This is a genomic window from Pseudomonas sp. UBA6315, from assembly GCF_002438125.1.
Classification (GTDB): Bacteria; Pseudomonadota; Gammaproteobacteria; order Pseudomonadales; family Pseudomonadaceae; genus Aquipseudomonas; species Aquipseudomonas faucium.
On sequence record NZ_DJTF01000053.1, the window covers coordinates 1 to 11,828 of the forward strand.

Genomic DNA, 11,828 nt, shown 5'->3' on the forward strand with positions numbered 1-11,828 from the left:
TGAACAGCCGGTGGCGGCGGATGTCCAGCATGTGCTCGGCCTCGGCGATGTCGCGGGCGGTGTCGCCGCTGGCCAGGGTCCAGGCCACTTCCAGGCTGTCGCGCACGCGCCCGCCGAGCAGTTCGCTGACCGGCAGACCCAGGCGCTTGCCCTGGGCGTCGAGCAGCGCGCTTTCGATGCCGGATTTGGCAAAGGTGTTGCCCTTGGCCAGCTTGTCGAGCTTGAGCATGGCGGCGTTGATGTTGTCGGCCGGCAGGCCGATCAGCGCCGGCGCCAGGTGCGCGTCGATGTTGGCCTTGATGCCCTCGGGGCTCTCGTAGCCGTAGGCCAGGCCGCCGATGGTGGTGGCCTCGCCGAGGCCTTCGACGCCGTCGCTGCATTTGACGCGCAGGACCACCAGGGTCTGCTGCTGCATGGTGTGCATGGCCAGCTTGTGCGGGCGGATGGTCGGCAGGTCGACGATGATCGCGTCGATACGCTCGATCAGGGCGTTTGTCATGGTTGGGAAGTCCCGTCAAATCGGGCTGCAGGGCGCAGATCCGATACTACATTTACTTGATTATTCAAGCATTGCGCGAGAACCTGAGGGCCGTCCAATATCAAATGAATCTCCCACCATACCCAGGAGGTCTCGTGGAGCTGCGCCACCTTCGCTACTTCAAGGTCCTGGCCGAAACCCTGAACTTCACCCGCGCCGCCGAGCTGCTGCACATGGCCCAGCCGCCACTGAGCCGGCAGATCGGCCAGCTCGAGGAACAGCTGGGTACCTTGCTGGTGGTGCGCGAGCGGCCGCTGCGCCTGACCGAGGCCGGGCGTTTCTTCCATGAGCAGACCTGCACCCTGCTGCAGCAGCTGGACAACATCAGCGAAAACACCCGGCGCATTGGCCAGGGCCAGCGCCAGTGGCTGGGCATCGGCTTTGCCCCCTCGACCCTGTACACCGTGCTGCCGGAGCTGATCCGCGAACTGCGCCAGGACAGCGAACTGGAGCTGGGCCTGAGCGAGATGACCACCCTGCAGCAGGTCGAGGCGCTGAAAAGCGGGCGCATCGACATCGCCTTCGGCCGCATCCGCATCGACGACCCGGCGATCCAGCAGCAGGTGCTGCGCGAAGACCCGCTGGTGGCCGTGCTGCCCAAGGGCCACGCCCTGGCCGGTGCGCCCCTGTCGCTGGCGCAGCTGGCGCGCGAGGCCTTCGTGCTCTACCCGGCCAACCCCAGGCCCAGCTATGCCGACCACATCCTCGCGCTGTTCGCCCACCACGGCATGAGCCTCAAGGTCAGCCAGTGGGCCAACGAGCTGCAGACCGCCATCGGCCTGGTTGCCGTGGGCCTTGGCGTGACCCTGGTGCCCGAATCGGTGCAGCAGCAGCACCGCACCGATATCGAATACGCAAGCCTGCTCGACACCGGCGCGGTCAGCCCGATCATCCTCAGCCGGCGCAAGGGCGACATGAGCCCGATGGTGCAGCGCTGCCTGGCGCTGATCGCCCAGCAGGCTGCACCTGACGCAGCATCATCCATGGCCTGAGCAGCCGTCGTTTGTCAGCCTTGGCGCAGTGTTTTCTAATGCCTGCGAACAACCCGACCCCAGCACAGGAAACGCCTGCGATGATTCACGGAAAAACCCTCGATGCATGGTGCGCCTCCCACCCGTTGATCGAGGACCTGGTCGCGCTGCGCGAAACCCAATGGTTCAACCCGGCCATCGCCCCGGCAGCCGAGGCCCTGGGCGACGTCGGCCTGGGCGCTGCCGATGTGCAGGCTGCCAGCGCCCGCCTGCAGCGCTTTGCGCCGTACCTGGCCACGGTGTTTGCGGATACCGCCGCCAGCGCCGGGATCATCGAGTCGCCCTTACGCGCGCTGCCCAACCTGCAGCGCACCCTGCTGCAGGAAGCTGGCCTTGAGACTGCCGGCAAGCTGTGGCTCAAGGCCGACAGCGAGTTGCCGATTTCCGGCTCGATCAAGGCCCGTGGCGGCATCCACGAAGTGCTCAAGCATGCCGAGGACCTGGCTCTGGAGGCGGGCCTGATCACCCTGGGCAGCGACTACCGCGTGCTGGCCGAGGCGCCGGCGCGGCAGTTCTTCAGCCAGTACAAGGTCGCGGTCGGCTCCACCGGCAACCTTGGCCTGTCGATCGGCATCATGAGCGCCAAGCTGGGCTTCCAGGCCACCGTGCACATGTCGGCCGATGCCCGCCAGTGGAAGAAGGACAAGCTGCGCGCCAACGGCGTGAGCGTGGTCGAGCATCCGTCCGACTACAGCGTGGCCGTGGCCCAGGGGCGCCAGCAGGCTGCCGGCGACCCGCTGTGCTACTTCGTCGATGACGAGAACTCGCCGCACCTGTTCCTCGGCTATGCCGTGGCGGCCGAGCGGCTGGCGCTGCAATTTCAGGCGCAAGGCATCGCGGTGGACGCCGAGCACCCGCTGTTCGTCTACCTGCCCTGCGGCGTGGGCGGCGGCCCTGGTGGCGTGGCCTTCGGCCTGAAGCTGGCGTTCGGCGACCACGTGCATTGCCTGTTCGCCGAGCCGACCCACTCGCCTTGCATGCTGCTGGGGGTGTACACCGGGCTGCACGACGAGGTGTGCGTGCAGGATTTTGCCATCGACAACGTCACCGCCGCCGACGGCCTGGCGGTGGGCCGCCCGTCCGGTTTCGTCGGCAAGGCCATGCAGCGTTTGCTCGATGGCTACTACACCGTCAGCGACGAACAGCTGTACCGCCTGCTGGTACTGGCCCACGACCAGGAGCAGGCGCGCCTGGAGCCCTCGGCGCTGGCCGGTGTGCCGGGCATGCTGCGGGTGCTGCAGGCCGCCCCCTACCTTGAACGCATGGCGCTGACAGCGGCGCGCATGGCCAATGCCACGCACCTGGTCTGGGGCACCGGCGGCAGCATGGTGCCGGCCGAGGAATACGCCGCCTACCTGGCCAAGGGCCGGGGCTGAGCACATGCGCGAGCTCAGCGGTGCCCACCTGGCCAACCTGCATACCTTCCTGGTCGCGGCGCGGCACCTGAGCTTCGCCCGCGCCGCCGACGAGCTGTGCCTGACGGCCAGTGCGGTCAGCCACCGCATCGCCCGGCTGGAGGCGGAGCTTGCACTGAAACTGTTCCAGCGCCTGCCGCGCCAAGTGCTGCTGACCGAGGACGGCGAGCGCATCTACCGCAGCATGCAGCAGGCCATGGACACGCTGAACGAAGCGCTGCAGGCGCGCTCGGACGAACAGGTGGCCGGGCAACTGACCTTCCATGTACGGCCGTCGGTGGCGCAGTGCTGGCTGGTGCCCAAGCTTGCCGACTTCAGCGCCCGCTACCCGGATATCCAGCTGGATGTGCGCGTGGGCAACGAGCGCATCGACTACCGCACGCGGCAGGTCGACCTGCTGTTGTGTTTTTCGGATGGCGATCACCCAGGCCTGGTCAGCACCCGCCTGATGGCCGAACGCATTGCCCCGGTCTGCTCGGCGCACTACGCCCGGCAACAGGGCCTGAGCAACCGGCCAGACGCCCTGCGCGGCAGCACCCTGCTGCACGATGTGGCGGCCTGGGACAACGCTGCCTTCGATGCCGAGTGGCAGTTGTGGCGGCGTGCGGCCGGCTGGCCCGAGGTGCAGGCGGCGCGCTTTCTGACCTTCGACCGCTCCGACCTGTGCAGCCTGGCGGCCGTGCATCATGCCGGTATCGCCATGGGCCGCGAGCAGCTGGTGCGCGAACAGCTGGCCGATGGCCAACTGGTGCTCCCCTTCGGCGACTTCCTGACGGTGGGCAAGCATGGCTACTACCTGGTGCACCCGGCCCATGCGCCCATGCCGCGGCGCCTGCAGGTGCTGATCGAATGGCTGCTGAGCATGGCCGCGCGCTGAGCCGTCAATCGCGCTCGAAGAAGCTGCGCCCCTGCTCCTTCAACAACGCGACCAAAGCCTGCGCCGCCGGCGACAGGTAGCCATCGGTGCGCACCGACACGGCCACGGTCCTGCGCATGGTGGTCTGCGGCAATGGCACTTCGCGCAACCACGATGCGCCCAGGCCATGCTCCAGGGTTTCCCGGGCGGCAAAACTCAGCAGCTGGGTGCGGGCGATCAGCCGTGGCAGCAGGGAAATCGCGTTGGTCTCGACCTGCACCTGCGGCGCCGGCAGCTGGTGCTCGATGAACACGTTGTCGATCCAGCGCCGGGCGGTCACGGTCGGGCCGGCCAGCACCCAGCGGTACTGGCACAGGTCCTTGAGGGCGATGGGGCCGGCGAACACCGGGTGTTCGGCGCTGGCCACCACCACCGCCTCGTCTTCGAGGATGGGGTGGCTGGTGAACTGCGGGTCGTCGGCGATCTGCGGCGCAATGATCACATCCAGCCGGCCGGCGCGCAGCGATTCCTTGAGCACATCGTCCTGGGCGATGGACAGCTTCAAGGTCACCTGCGGCGCACGCTCCAGCAACGCCGCCGTGAGGTGCGCCAGCAAGTGGTCGGCCATGCTCGCCGCGCAGCCCAGGCGGATGTTGCCGACCAGCCCGTTGGCGAAGTCGCGCACCTCGCGCTCGGTTTCGGCGATGTTCAGCTGCAACTGCTTGCCACGGGCGAGCAACAGCTTGCCGACATCGGTGAGCTTGATGCGCCGGCCATCACGCTGGAACAGCCGAGTGCCCAACGACTCTTCCAGGCGCTGAATGCTCTTGGTCAGGGCCGGCTGGCTGCGGTTGAGGCGCTCGGCGGCGCGGCCCAGGTGGCCGAGTTCGGCGATGGTTTCGAAATAGGTGAGGTCGCGCAGGTCCATGATCGATGAATTTCAGTTATGGATTTATCAAAAGTAGAAAATAGACTTGATCGATTGGCCCGTCGATAATTTTCTCCGCTGGCGCTGCCAGCCCCGCGTTATCGCTGCGCAAGGAGTATCGACATTGCCCAACGCCCTCTCCACCTGCTCCAGACCCTATCTGCAATGGCTTGCCCTGTTGCTCTGCGCCAGCGCCGCCGGCCAGGCGCTGCATGCCCTGGCCGTGCCGGCCGGGTTGTTTCTCGGCCCGATGCTGGTGGCCATCGTCTTCGCCGTGTGCGGTGCGCGCCTGAGCCTGCATCGCTATGTGTTCCGCTTCGGCCAGGGCTGCGTCGGGCTGCTGGTGGCCCACTCGGTGAGCTGGGCGGTGCTGGTGTCGATGGCCCAGTCCTGGCACCTGATGCTGCTGGCCACCTTGATTACCGTGCTGCTCAGTGCCTTGGTCGGCCTGGGCACCGTGCGCCTGGGCGGCATCCCCGGCAGCACCGCGGCGTGGGGCACGGCGCCGGGCGCGGCTTCGGCGATGGTGTCGATGGCCGAGGAGAACGGCGCTGACGGGCGCGTGGTGGCGACCATGCAGTACGTGCGGGTGGTGTGCGTGGTGATGGTCGGCTCGCTGGTCAGCCACCTGCTCGGCGCCACCCCTGGCGCTGCGCCTGCCGCCAGCGCTGCGCTGGCACCTGCTGCCACGCCCTGGCTGGATACCTTGCTCAGCCTGGCGGTGGTGATGGTTGGGCTAGTGGTGGGCAAGCGCATGCCGGCGGGTGCGCTGCTGATGCCGCTGCTGCTGGGGGCGGCCTTGCAATTGAGCGGGTTGCTGACCATCCACCTGCCGGAACCCTTGCTGGCGTTCGCTTATGCAGCGATTGGTTGCTACATCGGCTTGCGCTTCGACCGGCAGACGCTGCGCTATGTGTGGAAGCGGCTGCCGACCATGATTGCCGGGGCGTTGGCGCTGATCGTGCTGTGCGCGGTGTGCGCCTGGGGCCTGGCCTGGGCGATGGGGGTGGATTTCCTGTCGATGTACCTGGCCACCAGCCCGGGTGGGCTGGATGCCATGGCGATCATTGCGGTGGAAACCCATGCCGATGTGGGGCTGGTGCTGGCGATGCAGACGCTGCGGTTGTTCGGGGTGATTCTGACAGGGACGTTTTGTGCTCGGCAGATCATTCGCTTGAGCAGGGTTTGAGGCGCCTACTCACCCACGCAACGCCGCCTCGATCGCCGCCACATCGATCTTGCCCATGTTCATCATCGCCTCGAACGCGCGCTTGGCTGCCGCCCGGTCCGGGTTGCCCAGCGCCTCGATGAGAATCCGTGGGCAGATCTGCCAGGAAATCCCCCACTTGTCCTTGCACCAGCCGCACACGCTGGCTTCGCCACCATTGCCGACGATGGCGTCCCACAAGCGGTCGGTTTCGGCCTGGTCCTCGGTGCTGACCTGGAACGAAAACGCCTCGCTGTGCTTGAACGTCGGGCCGCCATTGAGCCCCACGCAGGGGATGCCCATGACCGTGAACTCGACGGTGATCACATCGCCGGCCTTGCCCGAGGGGTAGTCGCTGGGCGCGGGGTGCGCGGCGATCACCCGGCTGTCGGGGAAGGTTTTGGCATAAAAGTTTGCCGCCTCTTCAGCGTCCTGGTTGAACCACAGGCAGATCGTGTTCTTGGCAGTCATGATCAAAGGCTCCAGGGATGAACAGTGAGCCTTTGAGTCTAGTGCCTGTGCCCGTGCAGGCGACGCCGAGGGCCTGCCCTTCGTCGCGTTCGCGGCGGCACATATTTCACGTTCGGAGAAGTACTACGATTTTCAGCGATTTATCCTACAGGCTAGCCACTTCACAGCATGCTTCGGCAGCCAGCATGATCCCTGACGTACTCAACAGGCGACTTTACGCAGGGAGAATCAGGTTTGTCCGAATTCGAAGCGAAGCTGCAACACCTTACCGCTGACCAGGTCGAGGCGTTGTACAGCGAATACATCAGCGGTGAAAAAATTGCCCTCTTGATCAAACGTTACGACATCGACGTGGCGCCCAGCAGCCTGATCAAGACCTTCCCTCCCGTGCCCTGCCCCGCGCTGGCCTGCCCGTACTGCGAGGCCAGCCTGTTCGAACGGCGCAAGAGCAGGACGACCCACAGCTGGAACGAGAACCTGGCGTTCTGCAAGACCTGCGCGCACCGCCACTACTTCCCCGACCGCTCGCGCTGGCGCCGTGACTGCACCTGCCGGCCGTGCCTGGATGCGCGCGAAGCGGCGAGGCAGGCGCAGGCCGTCGACCAGCGCAAGCGGGTCAAGGCGCACTGGTCGCTGGCAAAACGCAAACCGCTGCTGCTGCACACCCTCTCGTTCACCCGCAAGCTGCAGTTGCTGGCCATGCTCGAGGTGCGCATGGACACCCAGCGCAATTGCCTGATGCCCGCAGATCAGGCTGGCCAAGAGGCCCGGGTCAGCCCTTCGAAGGCCATGGACACCGAGATACTGCAGGTGCTGCACGAAGAATCGGTGCTGCTGGTCGACCCCGACTCGCCCCTGGATGCCTTCAGCAACGACCTGGCGCCCAAGGCCTGGCAGAAAAAGGTGCACTGGGTCGCCAATGTCAGCCTGGACGGCTATCAGCGCACGAACCTGGCGCAGCTGTACCGGGTGTTGCACAAGGAGCTGTCGGCGGGCCCGCTGCCGCAGTGGCGGGTGCAGATCATCGCGCTGATCGAGGCGCTCTCGGCCGAGGAGGTCTACGCCCACCTCGCCACCCGCTGCACGGAACACGGGCTGCCCTTCGACACCCGGATAAAGGCCCTGGAGATGGCCGCCCAGCTGCTCATGGCGCACCCGGTGCGCCATGCCTGGCTGCTGGCCGACAGCGCCATACGCGGTGCGCTGACCTACATCACCCGCACCCACGTGACCAAGCGCCACGCCAGCAGCACGCTGGCCGCCAGCATGTTGTCGATGGGCGAACGGGCGCTGAGGCAGCAGTGGCAGTTCAACCTGCCGAACGAGGAAACGCTGGCGCCGCGCTCCAGCCTCAGCCAGCTGCTGTTCGACGTGCTGCTGCAGCAGGACGACCATGGCCTGGGGCGCAAGCTGGGTGACTACATCGCCGATCTGCCCCTTCACGCCGGCGCTTCGCGGCAGTGACGTTGCCCCGGGCAAGCCCACCGCGCCGAGCCGGGTGGGCGCTCGCCGGGCGAGGCGCTCTAGCTCGCCACTTGCAACATTCTGCAGACAATTCCTGCCTCCGTCAGTGAACCTGCCTACAAAAATACGGTCTTTCGCTGACGGTCAATTCACCGACCAGTTCGCCGGCCCGTGCCATCACCGGGCCTATATTTCCTGTTGCAGCGAAGACCCAACATGCCTGAATCCCGCCCAGCCTCCCTCGCCCTCCCAGCCCTGCGCGGCACCTTGCTCGCCGCCCTGGTGGCCCTCGCCGCCCCCGTGCATGCCGAAGAGCCGGCCAGCGATGCGCGCTGGGTCAGTGACAGCCTGAGCACCTACGTGCGCAGTGGCCCGACCGACGGCCACCGCATCGTCGGCACGCTCAAGTCCGGGCAGAAACTCACCCTGGTCGGCAGCCAGGGCAACTACAGCCAGGTGCGCGGGCAGAACGGCGACCTGGTGTGGATCCTCACCAGCGACCTGCAGTCGGTGCCAGGCCAGGGCGATCGCCTGCCGCAGCTGGACGCCCAGGTGGCCGACCTTTCCGGGCAGTTGAAGAGCATCGATGACAGTTGGAAGAACCGCGTGCAGGGCATGCAGGAAACCCTGGATTCGCGCAAGCAGCTGATCGATGAGCTGGAAGCGCGCAACAAGGCGCTCAACGAGCAGCTCGACCAGAGCCAGTCGAGCCTGCGCGACACCCAGGCGCGCCTGGGCGATGAGAACAAGCAGGTGATGATGCGTTACATGGTGTATGGCGGCAGCATTGCCGGGGCGGGGTTGCTGGCCGGTTTGATCTTGCCGGCGCTGACCCGGGGGCGCAAGAAAAGCGATCGGTGGTTCTGAGGCGCGCAAAACCCGATAACTTGCGCGCCCCACTGTGGGAGCGGGCTTGCCCGCTCCACAGCCTTGCCTACTTGTTGCGCGCCTTGTTGTAGATGGTCAAAGCCTGGTCCGCCGAGGCCTGGCACTGGGCCATGTCGCCTTTTTCGCGAGCCGCCTTGGCCGTTTTCAGGTGCTCTTTGAAGTCATGGGCCATGCCGCCATGCAGCGCTTGGCCACTGGCCTTGTGGATGTCTTCCAGGTTCTTGATCTTCGCGTCGCAATTGCTGGCAGGGTCAGCATGGGCGGCAACACTCAGCACAGAAGCAATCACCAGCAGTGTCATGGATTTCATGAAGCGTCCTCCTGGGAAATCGGAAAGTTCATCGAGAAACAGGGGCTCGATGCAGCAAAAAGCATAGCTGCGCTCAGCCCGAATGCCCCTCATCAACCAGAAAGTCGATGAACACCCGCACCCGCAACGGCATATGCCGCGCCTGCGGGTAGATCAGCATGAACGGCCGTGAAGTCCCGCCATACTCGGCAAGCACCTCCACCAACTCGCCACTGTCCAGCGCATCCTGCACGGTGAAGCGGTACGCCTGCATCAGCCCGCCGCCATGGCGCACCAGGGTCGCCGTGGCGAGGAAGTCGCCCAGGCAGGTGAATCCGCCCTGGGTCTCGATTTCCCACTCGCGCCCTTCGCGGCGAAAACTCCACGGCGGGCGACGGCCCGTGCTGGCCAGCTCGAACTGGATGCATTCGTGCTGGGAAAGGTCTTCGGGCACCTGCGGCGTGCCCATGCGGGCCAGGTAGCCAGGGGTGGCCACCACCACCAGTTCGGCATCCTCCAGGCGCCGTGCCACCAGCCGCGAGTCGGCCGGCTCGCGGCCACGGATGGCCAGGTCGAAGTGTTCTTCGGCGAAGTCCACGTTGCGGTTGCTGACATGCACGTCCACCTGCACCTGCGGGTAGCGCGCTCGAAAACGCGGCAACAGGGGCAGCAGGCGATGGTGCGCGTAGGGCGTCGGCGCGCTGATGCGCAAGCGCCCGCTGGGCGCGGCCTGGCCTCCGGTGACCTGGCGCTCTGCCTCCACCAGCTGCCCGAGCGCCTGGCGGCACTGCTGGTAGTACGCCTGCCCCGCGTCGGACAGGCGCATCTGCCGGGTGGTGCGCACGAACAAGCGCACCCCCAGGCGCTCCTCCAGGCGCGCCACGCTGCGGCTCACCGCCGCCGGGGTGACACCCGCCTCGCTGGCCGCGGCGGTGAAACTGCCGTGGTCGGCGGCAAGGCAGAACAGCTCCAGGCTGCCCAGTTGAAGGTCGTCGAAATGGCGGGTCATGGTGGCTCGATTGATTACACAGTGTATCGATTGAAATGCCATCCACCTCATTTTTCAAGCGCTGGTTGCGACCTAAAGTGGTCACCACACCGAGCCGACCGGCTCATCTACCGGAGTACGCCAGCATGACCCAGCCAAGAACCGTCATCATCACCGGGGCCTCGAGCGGCCTTGGCTTCGCCCTCGCCGAGGCGTTTCTCGAGCGTGGCGACAACGTGGTCGGCAACGCCCGCAGCCAGGCACGCCTGGACCAGGCAGCCGCCCGCCTCGGCCAGCCTCAACGCTTCATCGGCGTGGCAGGTGACATCGCCCAGGCCGACACCGCACAGCGGTTGTTCGCCGCTGCGCTGGAACGCTTCGGCGGCGTCGACATCCTGATCAACAACGCCGGGATCTTCATTCCCAAGCCCTTTACCGAGTACAGCGAGGAGGACGTCGACGCCTTGGTCGGCACCAACCTCAAAGGCTTCTTCTACCCGTCCCAGGCGGCGGCACGGATCATGGCCGCGCAAGGGCACGGGCATATCATCGCCATCACCGCCTCGGTTGCCCTGCAGCCGGACACCCGCGTGCCGGCGCTGCTGCCGGTGCTGGTCAAGGGCGGCCTGAACCAGGCGGTCAAGGCCCTGGCCCTGGAGCTGGCGGCCAGCGGCGTGCAGGTCAACGCGGTGGCGCCCGGCATCATCGATACGCCGCTGCATGGCAGCAATGTCCAGGGCCTGGGCGCCTTGTCGCCCAGCGGCCGCACCGGCGCGCCGCAGGATGTGGTGGACGCCGTGCTGTACCTGACCGACGCACGCTTCGTCAGCGGCGTCATCCTGCCGGTGGACGGCGGCAGCACCGCCGGCACCTGGCACTGAACAGAGGAGATTGCAGCCATGCCATATGTTCATATCCGCGTGACTGAAGAAGGCGTCAGCGCCGAGCACAAGCGCCAGTTGATCGAAGGCACGACGCGGCTGCTGCAGGAGGTGCTGGGCAAGCCGCCGGCGAGCACCTTCGTGGTGATCGAGCAAGTGCCGACCGATAACTGGGGGGTTGGCGGCGAGACTGTGACGGCAGTGAGGCTGCGAGAGCGGGGTTGAGAACTGGGGCCGCTTGCGGCCCAATCGCCGGCAAGCCGGCTCCCACAGGGGATCGCGCCAGCTTTCAGTCCTTGTGGGAGCCGGCTTGCCGGCGATGGGCTGCGCAGCAGCCCCCTTACTGACGCAACCGCTCCAGCGCCTCCAGCACATGCCCGGTGGCCTCCCACAGGGGATCGAGCCAGCTTTCAGTCCTTGTGGGAGCCGGCTTGCCGGCGATGGGCTGCGCAGCAGCCCCCTTACTGGCGCAGCCGCTCCAGCGCCTCCAGCACATGCCCGGTGGCCTCCCACAGGGGATTGCGCCAGCTTTCAGTCCTTGTGGGAGCCGGCTTGCCGGCGATGGGCTGCGCAGCAGCCCCTTACTGGCGCAAGCGCTCCAGCGCCTCCAGCACATGCCCGGTGGCCTCCCACAGGGGATTGCGCCAGCTTTCAGCCTTTGTGGGAGCCGGCTTGCCGGCGATGGGCTGCGCAGCAGGCCCCTTACTGACGCAACCGCTCCAGCGCCTCCAGCACATGCCCGGTGGCCTGCCACAGGGGATTGCGCCAGCTTTCAGTCCTTGTGGGAGCCGGCTTGCCGGCGATGGGCTGCGCAGCAGGCCCCTTACTGACGCAGCCGCTCCAGCGCCTCCAGCACATGCGCGGTGGCCTTC

Annotated in this window: 12 protein-coding genes and 1 pseudogene; 8 read left to right on the plus strand and 5 right to left on the minus strand. The window is 66.6% G+C overall.

Translation table 11 applies throughout. The annotated features are described in order from the left end of the window. A pseudogene (locus B3E94_RS06355) lies at positions 1-499 on the minus strand (muconate cycloisomerase); the annotation flags it as partial. A gap of 134 nt (positions 500-633) precedes the next feature. Here B3E94_RS06355 and B3E94_RS06360 point away from each other — a divergent pair. The 3 genes from B3E94_RS06360 (at position 634) to dsdC (ending at position 3,861) form a co-directional block, all read left to right on the plus strand. Beyond that, the gene (locus B3E94_RS06360) at positions 634-1,530 is read left to right on the plus strand and encodes a LysR family transcriptional regulator (protein ID WP_176518165.1); all 897 of its coding nucleotides are present in this window, start codon (positions 634-636) and stop codon (positions 1,528-1,530) included. Between the two features lie 80 nt (positions 1,531-1,610). Further along, on the plus strand, positions 1,611-2,945 hold the full coding sequence (locus tag B3E94_RS06365; RefSeq protein ID WP_286912764.1) for a D-serine ammonia-lyase: 1,335 nt from the start codon (positions 1,611-1,613) through the stop codon (positions 2,943-2,945). A gap of 4 nt (positions 2,946-2,949) precedes the next feature. Then, positions 2,950-3,861, plus strand: a complete 912-nt coding sequence (gene dsdC, locus B3E94_RS06370) for a DNA-binding transcriptional regulator DsdC (RefSeq protein ID WP_286912765.1) — start codon at positions 2,950-2,952, stop codon at positions 3,859-3,861. A gap of 4 nt (positions 3,862-3,865) precedes the next feature. On the opposite strand, the gene B3E94_RS06375 is transcribed toward dsdC, so the two are convergent. Next, positions 3,866-4,768: a LysR family transcriptional regulator gene (locus B3E94_RS06375; RefSeq protein WP_236237894.1), complete on the minus strand. Its 903-nt coding sequence runs from the start codon at positions 4,766-4,768 to the stop codon at positions 3,866-3,868. A 124-nt stretch (positions 4,769-4,892) separates the two neighbouring features. Between B3E94_RS06375 and B3E94_RS06380 the strand changes: the two genes are divergently transcribed. Continuing rightward, positions 4,893-5,957 (plus strand): AbrB family transcriptional regulator, encoded by a 1,065-nt coding sequence (locus B3E94_RS06380; RefSeq protein WP_286912766.1) that lies wholly within the window; start codon positions 4,893-4,895, stop codon positions 5,955-5,957. Between the two features lie 9 nt (positions 5,958-5,966). On the opposite strand, the gene B3E94_RS06385 is transcribed toward B3E94_RS06380, so the two are convergent. Continuing rightward, the gene (locus B3E94_RS06385) at positions 5,967-6,446 is read right to left on the minus strand and encodes a VOC family protein (protein ID WP_286912767.1); all 480 of its coding nucleotides are present in this window, start codon (positions 6,444-6,446) and stop codon (positions 5,967-5,969) included. A 234-nt stretch (positions 6,447-6,680) separates the two neighbouring features. Here B3E94_RS06385 and B3E94_RS06390 point away from each other — a divergent pair, with 234 nt between their 5' ends. Both B3E94_RS06390 and B3E94_RS06395 read left to right on the plus strand, forming a co-directional pair. Continuing rightward, complete coding sequence (locus B3E94_RS06390; protein WP_286912768.1) at positions 6,681-7,910, plus strand: hypothetical protein; 1,230 nt, start codon at positions 6,681-6,683, stop codon at positions 7,908-7,910. A gap of 216 nt (positions 7,911-8,126) precedes the next feature. Then, complete coding sequence (locus B3E94_RS06395; protein WP_236237891.1) at positions 8,127-8,777, plus strand: TIGR04211 family SH3 domain-containing protein; 651 nt, start codon at positions 8,127-8,129, stop codon at positions 8,775-8,777. Positions 8,778-8,844: 67 nt separating this feature from the next. Here the strand turns inward: B3E94_RS06395 and B3E94_RS06400 are convergent, their stop codons facing one another. Both B3E94_RS06400 and B3E94_RS06405 read right to left on the minus strand, forming a co-directional pair. Continuing rightward, complete coding sequence (locus tag B3E94_RS06400; protein ID WP_176514900.1) at positions 8,845-9,108, minus strand: hypothetical protein; 264 nt, start codon at positions 9,106-9,108, stop codon at positions 8,845-8,847. A gap of 73 nt (positions 9,109-9,181) precedes the next feature. Further along, positions 9,182-10,096 (minus strand): LysR family transcriptional regulator, encoded by a 915-nt coding sequence (locus B3E94_RS06405; RefSeq protein WP_286912770.1) that lies wholly within the window; start codon positions 10,094-10,096, stop codon positions 9,182-9,184. 125 nt (positions 10,097-10,221) lie between these two features. Between B3E94_RS06405 and B3E94_RS06410 the strand changes: the two genes are divergently transcribed. Together B3E94_RS06410 and B3E94_RS06415 are read left to right on the plus strand one after the other, a co-directional pair. Then, a complete protein-coding gene (locus tag B3E94_RS06410; protein WP_286912771.1) occupies positions 10,222-10,956 on the plus strand; it encodes an SDR family NAD(P)-dependent oxidoreductase in 735 nt (244 codons plus the stop codon). An 18-nt stretch (positions 10,957-10,974) separates the two neighbouring features. Beyond that, positions 10,975-11,181: a tautomerase family protein gene (locus B3E94_RS06415; protein WP_286912772.1), complete on the plus strand. Its 207-nt coding sequence runs from the start codon at positions 10,975-10,977 to the stop codon at positions 11,179-11,181. Positions 11,182-11,828: the final 647 nt, after the last annotated feature.